Source organism: Paenibacillus sp. FSL R7-0345, assembly GCF_038595055.1.
Taxonomy (GTDB): Bacteria; Bacillota; Bacilli; order Paenibacillales; family Paenibacillaceae; genus Paenibacillus_AQ.
Genome location: NZ_CP152002.1, coordinates 250,256 through 273,230 on the forward strand (window position 1 = coordinate 250,256; position 22,975 = coordinate 273,230).

The following is a 22,975-nucleotide window of genomic DNA, read 5'->3' on the forward strand; positions in this document are numbered from 1 at the left end:
AAGGGTGGAACTCAAGTGGAACGGATCAGATTAACAACGGCGCAGGCGCTGGTGAAGTTTCTGAATGAGCAGTATGTCGATTTCGGCGATGGGCCGGAGCGCTTCGTTGAGGGTGTGTTTACTGTTTTCGGCCACGGCAACGTGCTTGGCCTTGGGCAGGCGTTTCAGGAGAACCCGGGTGGATTGAAGGTGTATCAGGGCCGCAATGAGCAGGGGATGGTGCATGCGGCGACTGCTTTTGCCAAACAGAGCCGGCGGCGGCGGATTATGGCCTGTACGGCCTCCGTCGGCCCGGGCTCGGCCAATATGCTGACAGCTGCCGCGACAGCGACGGCGAATCAGATTCCTGTACTGCTGCTGCCCGGCGATACCTTTGCTACCCGACAGCCGGACCCGGTGCTGCAGCAGATGGAGCACACGTACAACCTGTCGATTACGGTTAACGATGCTTTCAAGGCTGTAAGCAAATACTGGGACCGGATTTACCGGCCGGAGCAGCTGATGTCAGCATTGCTGAACGCAATGCGTGTGCTCTCAGATCAGGCAGACACCGGGGCGGTGACAATCGCGCTGCCGCAGGATATTCAGGGTGAGGCTTGGGATTATCCGGCCGACTTCTTCCGCAGACGCGTTCATAAGATTGCCCGCCGGCTGCCGCATCCGGATGAAATTGCCGCGGCGGCCGAGCTGATCGCCGGCAAGCAGCGTCCGCTATTGGTGTGCGGCGGCGGTGTGCGCTACAGCGATGCCGGAGCTGCGCTGCGCGACTTCGCGGAGAAGTTCGCCATTCCGTTCGGCGAGACGCAGGCCGGCAAAAGCGCTGTCGCCAGCGACTTCACCTACAACCTGGGCGGACTGGGCGTTACCGGCAACGGCTGCGCCAACACGCTGGCTGCGGAGGCAGATCTGGTTATCGGTGCCGGCACCCGGTTCACCGATTTCACCACAGGCTCGAAGAGCCTGTTCGCCCATCCCGGCGTGGAGTTTGTGACGCTTAACGCGTCGCCTTACCATGCAGCCAAGCTGGATGCGCTGGCGGTGGTCTGCGATGCTGCCGAAGGACTGAAAGCGTTATCCGCTGCGCTGGAGGAACGCGGCTATCGTTCCGCCTATACGGATGAGATCACGGAGGCAAAGCAGGCATGGGCGGCGGAAAGGGCGCGGCTGGCCGGTATTGAATACCGGGCAGATGATGCTGCTGTTGGAGCTGTAGCAGAAGCGGCGGGTATAGCCGGTGGCGGTGGCGGGACAGCTGCTTCCGGCGCGGCTGAAGCTGTGCAGGGAGAAGAACCGGCTTCGTTTGTGCCTGAGATTGCCGGTCATCTTGACGACAAGCTGCCCGAGTATGCCGAGGTGCTGAACACTTCGCTTACGCAGACGCAGGTGCTCGCCATAATCAACGAGCTTATTCCTCAGGATGCGATTGCTATTGGAGCGGCAGGCAGTCTGCCGGGAGACATGCAGCGGATGTGGGAATCCGCTGTGCCGGATACTTACCATATGGAATACGGCTTTTCCTGTATGGGTTATGAAATTGCCGGAGCACTCGGCATCAAGCTGGCTGAGCCGGAGCGCGAGGTATACGCCCTGGTCGGCGACGGCAGCTACCAGATGATGCATTCCGAGCTGGTAACCAGCCTGCAGGAGAACAAGAAGATCAACGTCATTCTGCTGGACAATGCAGGCTTCGGCTGCATCAACAATCTGCAGATGGAGCAGGGCCTGGACAGCATGGCAACGGAATTCCGCCGCCGCGGAGCAGACGGCCAGCTGAGCGGCGAGCTGATGCTGATCGACTATGCAGCGAGCGCAGCAGGTTACGGGGTCGAGACCTTCCGGGCGGCGACAGCCGAGCAGCTGCGCAGCGCGCTGGAGGCGGCAAGGAAGAGCGAGAAGTCCACGCTGATCGACATCAAGGTGCTGCCGAAGACGATGACCCACGGATACGGTGCGTGGTGGCATGTCGGTGTGGCGGAGGTATCCGGCAAGGAGAGCGTGCAGGAGGCATATGCTCAGAGACTGAGCGGACTGGAGAAAGCACGCAGCTACTGATGCTGCCGAAATATAACGGGCTGCAGCGGCCGGCCGGAGCCGGCCATACCTGACATAATGGAAGGGGAGGAACATTGATGTTCAAAGAAGAGGCGGTCCGCCTGGCGATTGCGCCCATTGCCTGGACCAATGATGATATGCCTGAGCTGGGCGGGGGCAACACCTTTGAGCAGTGCATCAGCGAGATGGCACTCGCCGGTTTTCAGGGCAGCGAGGTCGGCAACAAGTATCCGCGCTCTCCGGAGGTGCTGCACCGGGCGCTTGGTCTGCGCGGCCTGGAGATTGCCAGCGCCTGGTTCAGCGCGCATCTGACGGTGCAGCCGTACAAAGAGACGGCTGAAGCTTTTGTGGCGCACCGCGATTTTCTGCATGCCATGGGGGCGAAGGTCATCGTCGTCTCCGAGCAGGGCCGGAGCATCCAGGGGCAGATGGCAACGCCGCTGTTTGATGCCAAGCCTGTCTTTACAGAGGACGAGTGGGCGCTACTGGCCGAAGGGCTAGGCAAGCTGGGGCGTCTGGCCGCCGAAAAAGGAATGGCCATCGTCTATCATCATCATATGGGCACCGGTGTGCAGACAGCTGCGGAAATCGACCGGCTGATGGAGCTGACGGATCCAGCTGAAGTTTCCCTGCTGTTTGATACCGGACACCTGGCTTTTTCCGGAGAAAATCCGCTTGAAGTACTGCGTGCCCATCTGCCGCGGATCAGGCATGTTCATTTAAAGGACATCCGCCCGGATGTGGTCCAGCGTGTAATTGCCGGGAAGCTCAGCTTCCTGCAGGCGGTAAAAGCGGGAGCGTTCACTGTGCCTGGCGACGGGTGTATCGAGTTCGCTGATATTTTTGCCGAGCTGGCTGGTTCGTCCTATACAGGCTGGTTCGTGGTCGAAGCGGAGCAGGACCCGGCGCTGGCCGACCCGTTGGAGTATGCGATCAAAGCCCGGAAGTATATCCGGGAAACCAGCGGTCTGTAGTTATATTAGCTGGGGATACGAGTGAAGGGGGATTTGTCCCAGAACGCCGGGATAGAGGGAAAAATCCCACTAATGGCACCCAAATCGGGGCCGAAACGCCGGAGTAAAGGGAAAAATCCCACTAATGGTATCCAAACGGGGGCCGAAACGCCGGAGTAGAGGGAAAATCCCACTAATCGTGCCCAAAGCTGGGCCGAGACGCCGGAATAGAGGGGAAAATCCCACTAATCGTGCCTAAAACTGGGCCGAGACGCCGGAGTAAAGGGAAAAATCCCATTAATGGTACCTAAACAGGTGCCGACACGCCGGAGTAGAGGGAAAAATCCTACTAATGGTATCCAAACGGGGGCCGAAACGCCGGAGTAAAGGGAAAAATCCCACTAATGGCACCCAAATCGGGGCTGAAACGCCGGAATAGAGGGAAAATCCCACTAATCGTGCCCAATCTGGGCCCAAATGTCGGATGCTGTACGTCCGCACCCGACCAGGGTTCCTTCTAAACTGCCAGCGTAGAGCGGGTTTTGCATGCTGATTTTATCTAAAAAAGCGGAGAATACTCCACCCTCGATAGGGTGGGGATGAATCTGCGGTTGTTGACTTAAACCCGAACGTATGTGCTATGATACGGATAAGATCACCCAAAAAAAAGAGGTGTCACACATGCTGATTCATCAAGCCTATAAATACCGGATCTACCCTACACCGGAACAACAGCAACTCATAAGGCGTATGTTTGGCTGCTGCCGCTTTGTGTTCAATTACTTTTTGGATACTTGGAATCAAAGCTATTCGGAAACGGGAAAAAGCTTGTCCTATCACGCTTGTGCGACACAGCTCCCTGCACTAAAAGCACAATACGACTGGCTGAAAGAAGCCGATAGCATCGCTTTGCAGTCGGCTGCCCGTCATGTGGCGGATAGCTTTGATCGCTTTTTCAAAAAGCAAAATCAAGCGCCACGCTTCAAGAGCCGAAAGCAACCGGTTCAAAGTTACACGACCAAATTCGTGAACGGGAATATCGCCATTGAGGGTAGTCGCTTGAAGCTCCCAAAACTCGGCTGGATGACTTTTGCAAACTCCCGGAAGCTGGAAGGCCGGATATTGTCCGCTACCGTGCGTCAAAACGCCAGCGGGAAATTTTTCGTTTCGCTCGTTTGCGAAGTTGAAAAGAACCCACTGCCGCAAGTGGACGCACATATCGGCATCGACCTAGGTTTGAAAGAATACGCCGTATGCTCGAATGGGGAACGTTATGCCAATCCCCGCTTCTACCGCCAATATGAGAAAAAGCTGGCGCTTTGGCAGCGGCGGATGGCTCGGCGTACTCACGGCGGCTCCAACTGGAAGAAAGCGAAACAGCATGTCGCTCGCATTCACGAACGTATTGCGAATAAACGAAATGATTTCCTCCACCAACTGACAACGAAACTGATTCGTGAAAACCAAACGATTAGTATCGAACATCTGCGTGTCGCGAATATGATTCAGAATCCCAAGCTTTCAAAATCCATCGCGGATGCGTCTTGGGGGGAGTGGGTACGGCAACTGACGTACAAAGCCCTATGGTATGGACGAACCCTTCGGATCGCCGATACATTTGAACCAACCAGTCAGCGGTGTCACATCTGTGGCACGATCCACCCCGAAGTAAAGAATCTGGCGGTTCGGCAATGGACGTGCATCACTTGCGGTACGCTCCATGACCGTGATGAAAACGCCGCTCATAATATTGCACAATTAGCGGTTTAACCGCTACCCTAACCAAACCATCGAACTGCGGGAACGTAGGGATCGCTTGCTAAATAAGAAGAGGCTACTCTTCTGTTCGCAAGAATCCGTCACTTCAAGCGTCAGCTAAGTGGGGGAGAATTCAAAGTTTTAAGCTTATCACCCGTAAGGGTGATTTTCTGCTATACGGAAACCCTTATAAATACTGTTAAATTAATAACTTATTAACTATATTTACATATAAACAGCCCATCCCGCACCAATTCCGTCACCATAACCTGCTCTCCTCCACAGCGGAATCCAGCGGTTGCGTCAGCATTTTTATTATGCTGCCGGTCCGGCACAGCGGGGGAAAAGGCTCAGCGTGAAATCCCTGATTTTACCCGTTGGCCGGGTCCTGGACGCCTATGCTATAATGGCAGAAATCCGAACATAAGCTCGTCTGTGATTCATGAGTCTTTAAATGGCTTAACCTTATACAGGCTTCATCTTTATCCCGTATTTGCACATGAACGGCCGGACCGCGGCCTGGTATCCTAACGGTTGTGGAGGAGGTTGTCTATTGTTCCGTACCTGGTATCGCCGATTGCTGCTTTCTTATTTTCCTATCTTTTTGCTGACGGTAACGATTCTGATCTTTGCCTCGTTTGTATTTATTAATGATATTTCCCGGATGGAGACGCAAAAAGCCGACCGCATCTCAGCCAGCTATCTCATGGATAATGTAGATAAGACCATTAGAGAAGTGGAGCTGTCCGTGCTAGAGTCGATTGAACGCAGCGATGTCTACAAGCAGTATTTTAATAACACCGGACAGCCGGATACCGGATCTGTTTATGCAGTTGCCCAGAGCCTGCGCGGCCTCATTCAGGAGTCCTCTTACATTCAGTCTATCTATCTCTATGACAAAGTTAATGAAAGCGTTTTAACAGATACTGGATTAAAGGACCTTTCCGGCTTCATAGACGAGGACTGGATCAGGCAGATCACCTCCGGACCCTTGCCGGAAGGCTGGCAGCCTGTTCGCAGCTATGAGGCTGAACTGTCACAGCGTACACCGATACGTGTGCTTACTACTAATAAAGCGATGCCGCTGCCTTTCGGCTCTGAGGGAGTACTGGTCATCAATGTCAAAATGAGCGGAATTGAGCAGCTTGTCGATAGCATGGTCAATCAGCAGCTTTCTTTTGTAACGATTCTGGACGGGGATGGCAAAACAGTCTACCAGGCCCATTCCGACAATGAAGGGGCGGCAAGCGGCAAGCAGCTGAATACACTGCAACTTAAGCGGCTTGGATGGACCTTCGCAAGCGGAATTAAAGCAGGCAACCTGTTCGGCTGGGTTTCGGTCATTTCCTATCTCTGGGTGGCGATTGCCATCGGAACAGTAATTTGTGCAATCTTTTACCTGGTCTATGTGACCCGGCGCAACTATAAACCGATTCAGGTTATTATGAACCGCATTGAAGGCCATCAGATCCGGCAGATGGATCAGTCCAAAGATAAACCTGACGAAATGATGCTCATTGACGGGGTGCTGGAGGACCTGATTAACCACATGACCGACTATGACCGCAAAAGCCGGGAAAACCTGCTGCTGCAGCGCAGTAAGCTATTCACTGATCTGCTGCACAGCGAGCGGCTGGATGATGTCATCGGGCGGATGGAGGAGCTGTCCCCGCTTACGGGTGCTGACGCCTCCTCCCGTTTTACAGTCGTGCTCAGTGAAATTAACCGCTATGAGCGGGTTTTTGAGGAGCGTTATACCAGAGGAGATCAGAATACGCTCAAGTTTGCGCTGATGAATGTATTTCAGGAGCTTGCGCGTAACGCCGAGCTGCAGGGCTGGGCAGAGTGGGTCGGAACGCGGCGGGTCGCGATATTGTTCCTGGCGACCGGCAGCGATGAGGAAATGACCAAGCGGATCCGCGTCTTTGCGGAAGATTGCCGCTCATGGGTGGAGCAGAACCTGCGAATTTCGCTCAGCTTTGGCATTGGCCCGGCTGTGGCAGGTCCGGGAACCATTCGTGAATCCTATACGGCGGCTGAATATGTCATGCAGCATAAGCTGCTCCGCAGCGGGGATGTCGCTTTGGCAGAACACGGAGAGGCACGCCAGCCGCTGCTGGAGACCTATGCTTATCTGCAGATGATTGCAGAGTTTGTTAAGCAGTTCCGGATGTCGAGCGGTCAATGGCGGGAGCAGCTGGAGCGGATTTTTGAAGCGTTTGAGCAAAATTTTCTCCAGGACGATGATATCCGCTCCCTGATTCAGGCGATGCTGCAGATGCTCAGCCGTGAGGTAGCCGTGATGTCGGAGGAACTGCAGGATGAGCTGTCGGCGGAGACCGCCTCGATCCGGCTAAAAGGGCTTGAGGAAGCCGAGTCGCTGGATGAGATGAAAAATATATTGCTGGAATATCTGACCGATCTGTTCCGTACGTATGTCTCGGCCAGTGAGACCAAGAGCTACCGGGCGATGGTCACCGAGATGAAGCATTATATTGAAGAGAATTTTGCCAATCCTGATCTTTCATTGAAGCATTTGAGCGACCGCTTCCAGGTATCGGGCAAATACGCCAGCTATCTGTTCAAAACGGAATTTAAAATGAAGTTTGTGGATTTCGTAACAGAGCTGCGAATGAAAGAGGCTGAACAGCTGCTGGCGGAGACCGATTATCCCCTGCAGGATATCGCGCTTCAGGTAGGCTATGCCAATGCAATTACATTTGGCAGAGTATTCAAACGGGTGGCCGGCATCACACCGGGAGATTACCGCCAGCTTAAACGCCGGGAATTGGGCAAAGCCTGATTAGATAGAAGCAGTGACACAATAAACCATAACGCAGGTACTGCCTGCAGCTGCAGCAGCTGAATGTATAAACCTTTAACCAGCCGTATGATCTGTCCGAATGTCGCTGAAATGGGCATGCAGACAGGGATACGGCCTTTATTTTGCCCATATGAAAGCGGTTTATCATACGAAAATGGTTGGTCGGATAAACCGGAAGTCCGAATTTTAAGTATTTCTGCAATCCGAAACAGGTTTATTGTCAGACGTCCGGAAGGTATGGAATACTGTGGTCATCCCGGAACGTTAAGCGGCCGAGCAGTAAAGGCGGCAAGCGTAATAAGCACTCTTTTCTGAAGGAAGGCCACACGGGAGTTAAGATGCGAGGTTGGGGGATTCATAAAGTTTCATTAAGTCACCATTAAGCCCACAGGGGCGAAGGAGATGGCACAATGACAGTGAATGCAAACCAGAAAGTTCTGAAGAAGGCACTCGGGATCGGATTGAGCGCAGTAATGGGGATGTCCCTGCTGGCCGGCTGTTCCTCTGATTCAAACGCAAACCCATCATCAAACGGTGGCACAGCCACTGACGGGGGCAGCAAAGAGCGCGTTACGCTGAAGGTGGAAATTTTCGACCGCGGTAACAGCCCTGAGCCTTACACCATTACAAACAACTACTTATCCAATCTGGTGCAGGAACGGTTCGGCGATCCGAACAACATTGATGTTCAATATGTTCCGGTGCAGCGCTCCGAGGAAGTCACCAAGCTGAACGTACTGATGGCGAGCAACACGGATGTACCTGATATAGTGTTCACTTATGATTCAAGTGTGTTCTACCGATACGCCCAGCAGGGCGGCCTGACCGATGTTGGAGCACTGATTGATGAATACGGGCCGACTCTGAAAAAATTCCTCGGTGATGATACTCTGGCGTTCGGACAGCTAGATGGCCAGCAGATGGCCATCCCTGGGAAACGGGCAATCACAGGCCGTTACAGCTCCTATATCCGTCAGGATTGGCTGGATAAGCTGGGATTGCCGGCGCCAACTACAACAGACGAACTATACACTACTTTGAAAGCATTTAAAGAGAAAGACCCGGGCGGTCTTGGCAGCAAAAACATCCCGATGGGCATGGCGCTTGCTCCAGCCCAGTTCGAAACGCTAATCTATTCTTTCCTGAAACCGATTAAGGGCGATCTGACTTACGGCCAGCGCTATGAGCTGCCGCTGCATGATGGCTTCAAGGATGCGATGCAGTTCCTGAATAAGCTCTACAATGAAGGGCTGATCAGCCAGGATTTCAGTCTGGATGAAGATAAAACGCAACTTGCCAAAGATGTCCAGAACGGCAATGTCGGCTACTGGTCTGAAGATGTGGACAATATCTTCTACAATGAAGGTACCCTGGATAACTTGTACAAAAATGTACAGGGCAGCACTGTAACGGCAGTAGACGTCCTGACCAATGCGAACGAAGGTAACAAGCATATTAAATCGCGTTATGCCTCAAACGGGATGTACATCATGATTCCTAAGAGCAGCAAACGCGCGGTGGAAGCCATTAAATATCTGGACTGGATGGCCTCGGACAACAATCTGATCGATATCTACAGCGGGGTTGAGGGTGAGAACTATGATCTGGTTGACGGTATCCCGGTAGTTAAGGCAGACGTTTCCCAGGAGTTCGCTGACCGTTTATTCAACGCAGGCGATATGGCAATTATCTCTAACGGCAAGAACATCGGCGATCAGGCAACCAATGAAAAGGCATGGATCAGCGGCTTCCCGGAACGTAACCAGAAAATGCTGAAGCAATCCATTGATATTGCCAATACCGATACCGTGGGTCCAATCGTCTTCGGTAAACCGATTGAAGCGGAATCCAAGTATGGAACTACCCTCAATGACAAGCTGGCCGTAATTATCGTTAAGACAGCTATGGCCAAACCGGAGCAATTCGATGCGGTTTACGAGCAGGAAATGAAGGACTTCATGTCCCTTGGCGGAACCCAGCTGAAAGAAGAACTGGAAGCGGCACTGAAGGATCTGTAGGCACCCTAAATAAATATAAAAAGAGAACCGGAGGGAGCTGGTACGCCGCTCCGTCCGGTTTTTCTTCCCAAGGAGGGAACCGGCTTGAGTAAAGTCAGCTACTTGAAGCGGTATTGGCAAATGTACGCGCTGCTTTCACTGCCACTCATTTACTTCTTTATCTTCCGTTACGGGCCGATGTACGGCGTGCAGATTGCCTTTAAGGATTTCAATCTGTTCCAGGGGATCGGCGGCAGTGAATGGATCGGGTTCGACGCATTCCGTGAAGTATTTAACATGAAAGAGTTCTACATCGCACTGCGCAATACATTTATGCTTAATTTCCTGGATTTGCTAGTTTCTTTCCCCGCCCCGATCATTCTGGCAATTATGCTGTATGAGATTAAGAGTGCATGGTTCAAAAAAATCTCGCAGACTATTCTGTATATCCCTCACTTTATTTCCTGGGTCATTATCGGGGGGATTGTCTATCAATTGTTCGGCAACCAGTCCGGTATGATCAACGAGGTGCTGCAGAGCCTGGGCTTAAACCCGGTTCCATTCCTGACTGAAAAGGGGCCGTGGCTGATCACCTATCTGTTCACAGGGGTCTGGCAAAGCGCCGGCTGGGGAACGATCCTCTATCTGGCCGCACTTACCGGTGTAAACAGAGAGCTGTTTGAAGCGGCAGAGGTCGATGGAGCAACACGAATGAAGAAGATCTGGTATATTACGCTGCCAAGCATCAAGCCGACGATTGTAACCCTGCTTATTCTCAATCTCGGTAAAATGGTCAGCATTGGCTTTGACCGCCCATACGTTATCGGGAATACAGCGGTACGCGAATATTCAGATGTACTGAGTACCTTTGTCTACCGGATCGGTCTGGAATCAGGGCAGTACACCCTGGCTACTGTAGTCGGACTGTTCCAGGCAGTGGTCGGACTGGTATTCATTCTGGGCTCCAACTATATTTCGAAAAAAATGACCGGCAACGGTATTATCTGATAAAGAGGAAGGAGGCGGAGTACTATGAGTGAACGTACTTCAAACCGGATATTTGATATCGTCATTATTACCTGTGTGGCCTTGTTCGTATTGTTTTGTCTGGCTCCGTTCTTGCATATTATTGCGGTATCGCTCAGCTCCAACCGGGCTATTACTTCCGGTGAAGTCACGATTTTTCCGATTGAATTGAACTGGAATGCCTATGTTCAGGTGTTCTCAGATACCTCAATGATCCGCTCCCTGGGCTATACATTGGTGCTGACAGCGGTGACAACCCTGCTGTGCATGCTCTTTACCATTGCCGCAGCCTATCCGCTCACCAAGGGCTATCTGAAAGGCCGCAAGCTGTTTATGGTTATCATCATCATTACCATGTTTTTCAGCGGCGGGATTATTCCTGAATATCTGCTGATGCGCGACCTGCGCCTGCTCGATTCCACCTGGGCGCTCGTTCTGCCCGGCCTGGTCAGTCCGTTCAACCTGATCATCCTGATCTCCTTCTTCAATAATATCCCCCAGAGTCTGGAAGAATCGGCCGAGATCGACGGCAGCTCCTTCCTCCGCACACTGATGAGCATCGTCCTGCCGCTGTCCATGCCTGTGCTTGCAACGCTGGCTCTCTTCTATGCGGTAGGCCGCTGGAACGGTTTCCAGGATGCGCTGATGTACATCAACAGTCCGGAACTGTATCCGCTGCAGCTCAAGCTGTTCCAGATGGTGCAGAACAATATGATCTCCGAGCTGACGCTGATGGAAGGTGCCAGCCGCACAAGGCTGACACCGGAGAGTCTGAAGGCAGCAACTGTAATTTTCGCTACCGTGCCTATTCTGCTGGTATATCCATGGCTGCAGAAGTATTTTGTCAGCGGCGTTATGCTGGGTGCCGTTAAGGGTTAGTGCTGCCGGCCACATAGGCAGCGAAAGGAAAGGAGAGTAAGGAATTGGACGATAAAGGGGCATTTTCATTCTCAACCTGCTGGAATATGAAGCGACACACGACAGGGGACGGGCTGCTGAGGGAAATTCTCGGGCTCGGCTTCCGCAGGGTGGAGCTTAACTATAATGTGACTGAAGAGATGCTGTGGGCGATTGAACCGATGATCGAGCGGGGGGAAATCGGCATCTCCAGTGTCCATAACACCTTCCCTCATGTTCCGGACCCCGATTACGGCACGGATTCCGTGCTGCTCGGCTTCGAGGACAAGGAGAAACGGCAGCGGGCCATCCAGCTGCTGGTCCGCTCTGCTGAGTATGCGCAGCGTTACGGCGGTGAAGCTGTAGTTGTCCATCCCGGGGAAGTACCCTTCCCGAATGATATCGCCAAGGAGCTGGAGCAGCTCTACAGCGGGGAAGGCAAGGATTCCCTGGCTTTCCGCAGCAAATGGGCGGAGCTGCTGGAGCGGCGGGAGGCTTACAGTGCCGGTTATGTGAAGACTATTACCGAAAGCCTGTACGAAGTATGCGACAAAGCGGCTGCCAAGGGACTGAACGGCATCCGCTTCGGCATTGAGACACGCTCCCGGCCGCAGCAGATACCGACGCTGGCCGAGGCCAAAAGAATCATCCGGGCGCTGAAGGGCGCGCCGGTCGGCATCTGGTATGATACCGGCCATGCGATTATGATGGACCGGCTGGGGCTGTACGACAGTGTGGGGGAGATGGACGGGCTGATGGATGATATCGTCGGGGTCCATATCCACGAGACCATCGGGCTCTCGGATCACTGGTGTCCCTACGTAAACAGCGGGGATATGCATTTCTATGATGCTTATCTGCCGATGATTGAGCGGGCCCAGGTGAAAGTGTATGAACTGAAAGCAGCCTGTCTGCCGGAGGAGATTCATGAGAGCCACCGTCTGCTTACGGCTAAGCTGGCGGCACGGGGGGCGCTCTGATGCTCAGTGCAGAGGATGGCAATTTGCACAATGAAGACTGTGGGTTAAGCCTGGAAGACCGCAGACTGGCGGCCGCCTATGCTCCGCGTCTGCTGTTTGACCGGAACGAGCCTTTTTACCCCGTCCGCTTCGGCGTGACGGTTCTGCGGGAGGGCGGGGCTTCTCCCTCCTTCCGGCGCAGGCTTAAGGTGAGCCGGCCGGCTGTTGCGGCTGTTGTGGAATACGCTATTTATTACGATTACGATATTCAGCATCTGTACGATCTGGAGCATGTATGGGTGTATATCGGCAGTGACGGTGAGGTTGCAGATGTCGAAGCCAGCTTTCACGGCAAATATCTGAAAGGGCTGGTTCGCGGCCGTACCAATCTGAGCGGCACACGTGCCAGCCTGTATGTACAGCCCGGTAAGCATGCCCTTTCACCGCTGCCTGAGGTGTTTGAGCTGCTGCCGGGCTTTGCCGGCTGTACGCAGGAGGAAGCGGGGGCTGACGGATTGATCTTCGGTGACTGCTTCCACAGCCTGCTGGCTTCGGACGAAGGAATTGACCGGAAGGTACGAAATTATCTGCAGACCTGCCGGTTTACTCCTTCCTTAAACTACGATAACTGGGAGTATGCACACCGGCAGGAGCTGTTTGTTTCGTGGGATGAGCTGTTTGCGGAAATACCGGAGCGTGTGCGCAATGAGCTTGAGCGGCTGTACTAACGGCACTGCCGGCAGTGCGGAGTGTTAAATGCCTAACATGGAGGAATGACAATGTATAAGCAACTGGTGGACAGTAACGATAGAGCAGTTGAAGAAGGCTTAGCCCGGCAGGTGCTCGATCCGGAGAGCCGCTATTACGGCGGCACCATTGATCCCTTTACCGGCGTTGCCTGGGTCAATCATACGACCGGGACACCGACCGAGATGTGCTACTGGGGCGCCGCACTGGCGAATCCTGATTCTAAATACTACCGCGATGAGGAGCTGCTGGAACGTCTGGGGCTGGCTGCGGAGTTCGTGCTGCGCGGCCAGCATGCGGACGGCACAATCTCCCCGGGCTGGACGAACTATCATTCCCCGCCGGATACGGCTTTTGTAATTGTCGGCTACGCCCAGCTGTATCAGCTGCTGGCCCGGCAGGACTGGGCGCCGCTTGCGCCTGTGCTTGGCAATATGCGGCTGTTTCTGGAGCGCACCATTCCCGCGATGCTTACCGGCGGCGGCCATACGCCGAATCACCGCTGGGTAATCAGCGCAGCGCTGGCCTATCTGCATGAGCTGTTCGGGCTGCCGGAGGCTGTCCAGCGTGCCGAGCAGTGGCTGGCCGAAGGCATGGATATTACGCCGGACGGCGAGTGGACCGAGCGGAGCAACGGTATTTACAGCGCAGTCAGCGATATTATGCTGATTCATGCTGCCCGCCTGCTGGACCGCCCGCAGCTGCTGGACCCGGTTCGCCTGAACCTGCGGATGATGGTCTACCTCGTCCATCCGTCGGGCGAGGTCGTGACCGATTATTCCGGGCGGCAGGATCTGGGACATGTGCACGACCTGTCCCCGTATTATTTGCCGTATGCCATCCTGGCCCGGCAAGATAATGATCCTGTATTCGCCGGAATGGCCGAATGGGCCGGCCGGGCGCTCAGCAATCCCGGCGTCTGCTCGGTGAATGTGCTGGTGCGGATGCTGCTGGAGCCTGAGCTGCAGCAGCCGCCTGCGGCGGAGGCCATCCTCCCTGAGAAATATGAAACAGTCCTGAACGGTGAGTTTCTGCGGCACGGCTATCTTGCCGGTATGGAGGCTGCCGGCCATCAGGGCCGGATTTCCCACAGCCGGATGCATACCGATTTCGGGGCCCCGGTGGCCCGTTACCGGGACGGGGATACCAGCATCACGCTCATGACGGAGACGCCATCCTTCTTCGCACTGCGCCATGGTGAGGTGCGGCTGCTGGCCGTGCAGCTGGCATCCTATTTCAACCCGGGATATGTGCCGATGCAGGAAATGATCAAGCTGCCGCAGGGCTACCGGCTTACGGGAGAGCAGAAGAAGGGCTACTACGGGCCTGTAGAAACGGGACTTCTGCCTGAATCGGCCGCTGCCGCGGTCAGTCCCTGGTATCTGCTTCCGCACCACAGCCGTCCGCTGACCCATGAGCAGACCTTCCGCGCAGAAGTAGACGCGGAGCGCACCGGTACAGGCTGGACCCTGCGTCTGCAGGCTGGGGAGCCGGGCGAGGTCATGAGCCAGCTGTCCTTTATTTTTGGCAAGGAAGGCAGCTTTACATCAGGTGATCTGAAGGATCTGGGAGAGGACGGTTATCTCTGGAGCGGCGGTACCCTCCGTTATGAATGCGGGGAGGACTGGATTGAGCTGACCGGCGGCGAGACAGGACATCTGGCGACCTCAGTACGTGAGGCGAAGCTGCAGAATAACTGCAAAGCGGTGCTGGTCAACCTGATGACTCCATTTGATAAAGAGATCACAATCACCCTGTCTCCTTCCCTGCAAAAAGGGGAAAACCTGTAAAAATGGTGAACAGCCTTGACTCCTGAGCCTCGTATGTTAGAATGACAAGATTCAAAATTCTAATATAAAGAAGTGAACGGTTATGCCAGAGCCTGGGGGAAAGGGTAAGGTAAACGGGAAGCGGGGAAGCCGGCTGCTCGATAAGTATTTTTCCGGAGATACAATGGATTACGAAGTTTGTTAAATCGTTCCTTGTGCTGTCATCTGCTTCCTATGTGCTGATGGCCATGCTGATTTTCCCGTTATTCAATCCGCTGGTCTCGCTGTTCCATCCGCCGGCTGAGATTATCGGTGATATCTTCCTGGTCTTCCTGATCAATTCGATTGCCCAGATCCCGCTGTGGTCGGTCAGCTTCATTACCCCGTCTGCGCTGCGGACAGCGGGCGATTCCAAGTTCACGTCGATGGTCTCGATGCTGTCGATGTGGCTGTTCCGCGTCGTGCTCGGCTACCTGCTGGGCATCCAATTCGGTATGGGGATTGTCGGCGTCTGGCTGGCGATGAACTGCGAGTGGGGTGTGCGGGGCTTTATCTTCATGCGGCGTTTCCTCGGGGATAAGTGGCTGCAGCACAAGGTAATTTAACCCAGATTAAGGCAAGATGTTATATATATAATTTCTGTACAGCCTCATTTGGGGTAAACGGAACAGGTAAGGCGGCCGCTTTCAGCAGAAAGCGGTCTTTTTTTGTGCCTTTTGGGCGGAGTAAGTCCTGCTTTATCCGAATATATGACAGTGATTTAACGGATATTCCCTTATTTTCTATGAGTTGAAACACAGAATTACCCCAATTTACAGCAAAAATCCTACAGCTTATATTAAGTTAAAAAATTGGGTTAACATCTTTTTTACATTTGTTAAATATGAAATTATGGAGGGTTTAAATGAAGCGCAAAACAATGAACCGCTTATTTTCCGGTACAGTTGCAGGAGGACTTCTGATTTCCACTTTGCTGGCCCCTGCCTCTTTCGCGGCGCCGTCCGCAGGCAGCACTGTTACCCAGGAACAGGCGGCAGCTATACTTAAGGGCTTGACCCCGGCACAAAGACAGGCCCTGGAGCAGCTCAGGGTAAGTGCCGGACCGGTAATCTCGCCTGAAATTAACACAGAGAGCACAGATCTTGTCAACGTCATCGTCCAGTTTATCCCTGAACCGGCGGCAGTATCCGGACAGGTAAGCTCTGGCCAGGCCAAGAAATTTTCTTTGACCTCCGCAGAGGATCAGGTAGAGCAGTCCCATAAAGACTTTAAGGCTTTTATCAATAAACTGCAGACAGCACGCAGCGGAACTGCCTACAATTCGTCGGGAATTACGGTTTATCAGGAGTACCGCGAAGCCTTTAACGGTGTGGCGGTGACCCTGCCGGGGACGGCTGTACAGGATTTGGCGAGTTCCGGACTGGTCAAAAAGATCTGGAATGATACTACCGTTCAATTACCGGAAGATACGGTTGTACCTACCAATCTTACAGGGGAAGACACTGCCGCTGATGAGACTGCGGGAGAAGAGACTGCCGCCAGTAAGCTGATGATGGAAAGCTTTCCGGTTATCGGGGTGGACAAGCTGCATGACGAGAACATTACAGGTAAAGGCATTAAGGTAGGTGTTCTGGATACGGGGATTGATTATAATCATCCCGATTTAACCACAGTCTACCAGGGATACCGCAAGACCGCAGGTGAAGATCCGGCGGCTGTTGATCCGGCTGCCGTCAAGGGCTGGGACTTTATCGATAATGATGCCGATCCGATGGAGACAACCTACAATGACTGGATTGCAGCCGGTGAGCCGGAATCCGAGTCAGAGTATTTCACTGCCCACGGTACACATGTAGCCGGAACCATTGCCGGCCAGCAGGTCAATGCTGTCGGTTATGCTGTCGAGGGCGTTGCGCCGGATGTAGAGCTATATTCCTACCGTGTCCTTGGGCCGTATGGATCGGGTGCGAACAGCGGTATAATCGCCGCGATTGACAAAGCGGTTCAGGATGGAATGGATGTCATCAACCTGTCGCTCGGCTCGCAATTGAACGATCCGCTTGACCCGGCTTCTATAGCCATCAACAATGCGATGCTTGCCGGGGTAGTCAGCGTGATCGCGGCCGGCAATGATGGTCCATCAGCCGGCACGCTTGGAACGCCGGGAGCCAGCGCACTGGGAATTACCATCGGGGCCTCCAGTGTGCCGATCACGATTCCTTCTGTTACGGCTTCCGTATATGATGCGGCGGTTCCGGCAGCCGCAGATGCAGAGTCTGCTACGGTTACGGATACTGTCTACCAGCCGCTGACCATGAAGCTGTTCGGTGAAGAGTTCAACTATGAACCTGCCAGCATCGTTGGTACAGAGCTGGAAATCGTATATGCGGGTCTTGGTAAGGCTGCAGATTTCACCGGTCTTGATGTTGCAGGTAAGGTAGCCCTTATCGAACGCGGGGAGATCGGCCTGAATGTCAAAATTAAGAATGCTGCCAAGGCTGGCGCGGCAGCGGCCCTTATCTATAATAATACAACCGGATATATCGACAATTATCTGGGCGAGGCAGCCGGGTTTATTCCGACCTTCCAAATTCTCAAGCCGGAAGGCGAGAGCCTTAAGCAAATGGATAAGCCGTTTATCAGCTTTACGGCTGCAGAGGATGTATTGTCGCCGGGCGATACGCTGGCTGACTTCAGCTCGCGCGGACCTGTATCGGGGACCGACGATATTAAGCCTGACCTGGTGGCTCCGGGTGTGGCGGTATTCTCCACCTATCCGGTATATATGAATGATCCGGTCAACCAGAGCAATTATGATATCGCCTATACGCGGATGTCCGGTACTTCCATGGCCACTCCGCATGTAGCCGGCATTGCGGCCCTTATTCTGCAGGCTAATCCGGACTATACGCCTTTTGATGTCAAAGCGGCCCTAATGAATACAAGCGTTGACTTGAACACTGATTATTCAGTATACGAAGTGGGTGCAGGCCGGGTGGATGCATACCGTGCTGTTCACGCAGACACAAGCGTCAAGGTGCTGGATACAACCACCAGCGTTTCTGCCGATAATCAGTATGTTGAAATCGCCGATATTACCGGTTCCCTGAATTTCGGAAGCGTGTATACCGAGGAAGGTAAGGCCACTACAGCCAGCAAAACGCTGGAGCTGGACAACCGGGGAGAGAGCGGAAAGACCTACCGTCTGGAGCTGGAATTGCCGGCGGGCACCGCAATTACACTCGTTACCGATGAGGTAACAATACCCGCAGATTCCAGCACAACCTTCAATGCCGAGCTGCTGATGAATGATTCGGTACCGAACGCAACCTATGAAGGATATATTCATGTAATCAATGAAGCAGACGCTGCGGACGCTTACCAATTGCCGATGATCATCCGGGTATCGGATAAAGGTCTCGGTTACCTGGAAATGGATCCGCCGGCAATTTCCAATAACTATGTGACACATACCTATTCCAACTGGGTTACAACCGCCTTTTTCTCACTGAAGAGCCCGATGGAGACAATGGATATTTATCTCAAGGATTACAAGAGCGGAGAGGTACTGGGATTCCTGGGCACTGTGGACACTAAAAACATTGCAGCAGGCAAAGAAAACATGCTGTTCAATCTGTTCAAAGGCTATGCCTATCCGTTTACGGAAGACGGCGGTATTTCTAAAGTCTCTCGCTTTGTTCCGGAAGGCGAATATGCACTGGAGGCACTCTCTATAGATACAAATGGTGATGCATATCAAGTGGAATCCCCGATGACACTGGTAGATAATACATCACCGGAACTTTCGCTCAAGACTACGAATGCTGCCGGAGATGCGGCTGCGCTCACTTCATCGGTTATTGAAGTGGATGATTCAATGTTTACAACAGAGACCTATGACGGCAAAGAGGTATCAGCGATCTGGGTACACGGCAACATTAAGGACAGCAGCATGAAGACCCTGCAGGACGCGGGTTATTCCTATAATCAGGGCGATAACACGATCACCTACTATGAATACGGAAGCCCGTTCATGGGAGGTTATATTGAAGCTGATGAGGAAGGCAACTTCCGCTACGGGATTACGAAGGAAGATTATGCGGCGGAGCCTTATCAGCTGCGGCTCTTCGGCTGGGATGTTGCTACGGTAGGTACGACTTGGCTGGACAATAATTTCGCCTATCTCACTCCGGATACCACCTATGCGCTCACCGAACTGGATAAGAAATCGGTGAAAGTGGGGGATACCTTCACTGCTTCAATCAACATGAACAATCTGAAGGCATTCACCGGAGCCGAGTTTACCCTCCAGGATATTACCGGCGTCTTTGAACTAGAGTCCATCGGGGCAACCGACGAGTTCAAAGCGCTGGCGGCCAAGCAGGGAGCTACGGTAGATGTTCAGCGGGAGATTACGAATGACTTTTACAGTACGGTAAAAGTGAATCTGCAAGGAGAAGATCTCGCCGGCATCGCTGGCGATGTACCGCTCCTGACACTCAAGTACAAGGTGGGCAGTGACGCCTACTACAATAAGGTTGCAAATGTTCAGGTGACGGACCTTTACGTAACCCAGGCCGGAGCGGATGAGCCTGCCTATACTCCGGCATATAATTTGGATTATATGGATTTCGTATCTCATACTTCACGCCTCTACGGATATGTAAGTCCGGAAGCCTTCTTGGTGAACGGGGAGTATCTGCAATTCGGCAAAGATTACAGCAAGATGAATTTCCAAGTATACGCAGAGACCGAGTCGGGTAAAACCTATACCGCGGCTGTAGACAAAAATGCTTACTACGATCTCAAATCGATTCCTGTATCCGAAGAGGTCATCAAGGTTACCTTTAAATCGCCGGGACACACCTCCCTCAGCCGTTCGACTACGAATTACAAGCTCGAGAACGGTGGGATTATCGGGGCACAGCAGCTGTTATCACTGAACGGCGCATTGGCCGGCGATGTCAACGGCGATGAAGTTATCGATATTTACGATTTGAAGCAAGCGGGACTGGCTTACAATACCAATGATTCCGAATCCGATATCAACCAGGATGGAACCGTTGATGATAAGGATATCCAGTTCATTGTGAACAATTTCCTGGCACTTGGCCAGAATGCCGCAGCAGACGCGGTTCCTCAGGACAAGATCAATGGAGTTGGACTGGATGAAATGCTGGAGCAAATTAAGAACGGTACGCTCGGTAACGGCGGCACCGACAATGGCGGCGGCACTGACAATGGCGGCGGCACCGACAATGGCGGCGGCACTGACAATGGCGGCGGCACCGACAATGGCGGCGGCACTGACAATGGCGGCGGCACTGACAATGGCGGCGGCACTGACAATGGCGGCGGCACCAACAACGGGGGCAACCCAAGCAGCGGCAATACAGGTAATACTACTGTAGTTACTGAGCAGGCTGTATCAGCCTCTGACCTGGCAGCTGCAGCTGATGGTGTGGCAACTATTGACGGTAAGGCAGGCGTTCCCGTTAAGCTTCCGGCCAATGCGGGTGAACTGCTCAAGGGCAGCAGCCTGGCGGTGCGGACTGACGCTGGAACAGTAACGATCCCGGCTGAAGTGCTGTCGGCACTGGCGGCACAGGCGAATGACAATAATCAGGGCAACATCTATCTGAATATTACTGTTAAGGCGGTAACCCCGGTAACCGCAGAAGCGGGTGTGACACTTATTTCAGGTGGAGCTTACGATTTCAATCTGTCCTATAAAAAAGCGGGCGGAGAAGAAATCCGGCTTGCCGCCTTCCCTGAAGAGGTGCAGCTGACACTGGCTTACAGCAGCAGTCTGAATGCAGAGCTGGCGGGCATCTACTATCTGAACGAAAAGACATCCGCTTGGGAATATGCAGGCGGCAAGGTCAATGCAGCACAGCATACAATTACCGCCAGTGTAGGCCACTTCAGCACATACGGTGTACTGGCGTACGAGAAGAGCTTTACGGATCTTTCTGCATCACACTGGGCTGCGGGAGCTATCAAGGCATTGTCTGCGAAGCATATCGTTACCGGCCAGTCGGAAACCCTGTTTGCTCCGGATGCCAAGACGACACGTGCGGAATTCGTAGCGATGATCGTGCGGGCACTGGGACTCAAGAGTGAGACATCTGCTGCAGGGCAATTCAGCGATGTTGCTGCTGATGCCTGGTATGCGGATGAGGTTGCTGCGGCGCATGCAGCCGGACTGGTGAACGGGCTTACGGAGACAACCTTCGCTCCGAACCGGAGCATTACCCGTGAAGAAATGGCTGTAATCGCTGTGAAGGCTTATGAATACGCGGCTGCCAAGCAGGCAGGTGTTCAGACCGGCACTCCGTCCTATAAGGATCAACCTGCGATTTCCTCCTGGGCGGAAGAAGCAATCATCAAAGCGGCCAGCCTGGACATTATGTCCGGACATGCGAGCGGACTGTTCGCTCCGAAAGCGGCAGCAAGCCGTGCAGAAACAGCGCAGACGATATACAATTTGTTGAATGCAGCAGAATAATAAGGATTGATATTCTGAAGTAATGACTTTATGCAAAAGCCGGGAATTACCGCTGCAAGGCGGTAACCTCCCGGCCTTTTTTGATGCAAAGAACTCTGTACCCGCCTTTTCCCTGTATAATAAGGAGAGCTTACTGCTGTACTTTAACGGAAAAGAGGACTTGGGAATGACTGAGGGGAAAATCATCAAGCATTACCGGGAGAAGCAGCATTTAACTCAGGGGGAGCTTGGCCAGGGCATTTGCTCAGTGACTCATTTAAGCAAAATAGAACGGGGCATCACCGAGTATTCTCCGGAAATTATTGATTTATTATGCGGCCGCCTGCAGATTACAATGGCTGTAGAGGTGGAACGCTTTGTTCAGACCCAGCGCAAATTAAACGACTGGCATAACGCCATGGTGATGCAGCGGACGCAGGAAGCGGAAGACCTGAAAGCACAAATAGAGCTGGAGGCACTTAGGGATCTGCCCGATTACAAAATCCCTTACCCTCTGCTGTTAATAAGATACCATCTCTATAATAATGATTTGAAGCCGGCCTCCAGGCTGATCAGGGAAATTGAGAAGACAGAACATTCTTCGCCCTATATGCGCAACTATTTTAGACATCTGCAGGGCATATATTATTTTTTGTCAGGGCAATTTCTGGACTGTATCGGCGTTTTGACGGAGATCGACGAGTCGGAGTATACCGAGCAGGAGTATTATTATCACCTCGCGCTCGCCTATCACTCTATTCACTCTAGTATCATCGCCTATTATTATGCTGAAAAAGCGCTGCAGTATTTCCGCAAGACGCTTAATCTGATCCGGATCATTGATACGGAGACGCTTATGCTGATTCAGCTCAGTGTAAAAGAACCGCATTCCTTTGCAATAGCCAAGCAGTCTTATGAGAATCTGATCAAAGCCTGTGAGCTGTGCGGCTCTGCCGACCGCAAGTACAAGCTGCTCCATAACCTGGCTTATGAGCATATGCGCCGGGGGCTATATAATGAAGCGGCGGAAGGGTTCTCGCAGGTAATGGAGCTGGTCGGAGGGCCGGAGCATCCGTTTTACCTTAGCGTGCTTGACTGCTATATTACCTCCTGTATGGGGGCTAAGCGCCTTCCGGTTTCCGGACTGCTGACATTAACCTATCAGGGGCTGACGCTGGCACGGGAGCGCAAGGACAGCCGGGAGATCAACTTTAATCTGCTGGTACTGTCACTGAAAGAGGACTGGCAGCCATATTACCGTTACATCGAGGAGGAAGCCCTGCCGCATTTCCGCAGCAATGGTGATACCTACACCATTGAACGTTATGAGCGCAAGCTGCTGTCTTATTATCTCAAAAGCGGGGAGCGCGATAAGGCACTGGAGCTGTCGCTCTCCATGATCAGCGGGATGAGCAGCGGCCTGGAGGAGTATTGAGGAGTATTGATCCATCTGATGGACAAAAAAAACAGAGGCCATGACTGCTCATAGCCTCTGTTTCTTATCCA

General features: G+C 53.1%; 12 protein-coding genes and 1 pseudogene. All 13 read left to right on the forward strand.

What is annotated here, in order from left to right; all coding sequences use genetic code 11:
• The first annotated feature begins 15 nt into the window (after positions 1–15).
• Entirely contained in the window at positions 16–2,052 is a 2,037-nt protein-coding gene (gene iolD, locus NST84_RS01155; protein ID WP_342563850.1) for a 3D-(3,5/4)-trihydroxycyclohexane-1,2-dione acylhydrolase (decyclizing), read from the forward strand.
• Between the two features lie 77 nt (positions 2,053–2,129).
• Positions 2,130–3,026: a myo-inosose-2 dehydratase gene (iolE, locus tag NST84_RS01160; RefSeq protein WP_342563851.1), complete on the forward strand. Its 897-nt coding sequence runs from the start codon at positions 2,130–2,132 to the stop codon at positions 3,024–3,026.
• Positions 3,027–3,686: 660 nt separating this feature from the next.
• A complete protein-coding gene (gene tnpB, locus NST84_RS01165; RefSeq protein ID WP_342563852.1) occupies positions 3,687–4,775 on the forward strand; it encodes an IS200/IS605 family element RNA-guided endonuclease TnpB in 1,089 nt (362 codons plus the stop codon).
• A 541-nt stretch (positions 4,776–5,316) separates the two neighbouring features.
• Entirely contained in the window at positions 5,317–7,566 is a 2,250-nt protein-coding gene (locus NST84_RS01170) for a helix-turn-helix domain-containing protein (protein WP_342563853.1), read from the forward strand.
• A 431-nt stretch (positions 7,567–7,997) separates the two neighbouring features.
• Positions 7,998–9,605: an extracellular solute-binding protein gene (locus tag NST84_RS01175; protein WP_342563854.1), complete on the forward strand. Its 1,608-nt coding sequence runs from the start codon at positions 7,998–8,000 to the stop codon at positions 9,603–9,605.
• Between the two features lie 120 nt (positions 9,606–9,725).
• Positions 9,726–10,592: an ABC transporter permease subunit gene (locus tag NST84_RS01180; RefSeq protein WP_342566316.1), complete on the forward strand. Its 867-nt coding sequence runs from the start codon at positions 9,726–9,728 to the stop codon at positions 10,590–10,592.
• 24 nt (positions 10,593–10,616) lie between these two features.
• On the forward strand, positions 10,617–11,489 hold the full coding sequence (locus NST84_RS01185; protein ID WP_342563855.1) for a carbohydrate ABC transporter permease: 873 nt from the start codon (positions 10,617–10,619) through the stop codon (positions 11,487–11,489).
• Between the two features lie 86 nt (positions 11,490–11,575).
• Positions 11,576–12,487 carry a TIM barrel protein gene (locus NST84_RS01190; RefSeq protein ID WP_342563856.1) on the forward strand — a complete coding sequence of 304 codons (912 nt, stop codon included), beginning with the start codon at positions 11,576–11,578 and terminating at the stop codon, positions 12,485–12,487.
• Entirely contained in the window at positions 12,487–13,194 is a 708-nt protein-coding gene (locus NST84_RS01195; RefSeq protein ID WP_342563857.1) for a hypothetical protein, read from the forward strand. The genes NST84_RS01190 and NST84_RS01195 overlap by 1 nt, the downstream gene beginning before the upstream one ends.
• 51 nt (positions 13,195–13,245) lie before the next feature.
• Positions 13,246–15,003 (forward strand): hypothetical protein, encoded by a 1,758-nt coding sequence (locus NST84_RS01200; RefSeq protein ID WP_342563858.1) that lies wholly within the window; start codon positions 13,246–13,248, stop codon positions 15,001–15,003.
• 173 nt (positions 15,004–15,176) lie between these two features.
• Positions 15,177–15,587, forward strand: a pseudogene (locus NST84_RS01205) (MATE family efflux transporter); the annotation flags it as partial.
• Between the two features lie 299 nt (positions 15,588–15,886).
• Positions 15,887–21,490 carry a S8 family serine peptidase gene (locus NST84_RS01210; RefSeq protein WP_342563859.1) on the forward strand — a complete coding sequence of 1,868 codons (5,604 nt, stop codon included), beginning with the start codon at positions 15,887–15,889 and terminating at the stop codon, positions 21,488–21,490.
• A gap of 166 nt (positions 21,491–21,656) precedes the next feature.
• Positions 21,657–22,904, forward strand: a complete 1,248-nt coding sequence (locus tag NST84_RS01215) for a helix-turn-helix transcriptional regulator (RefSeq protein WP_342563860.1) — start codon at positions 21,657–21,659, stop codon at positions 22,902–22,904.
• Positions 22,905–22,975 lie beyond the last annotated feature (71 nt).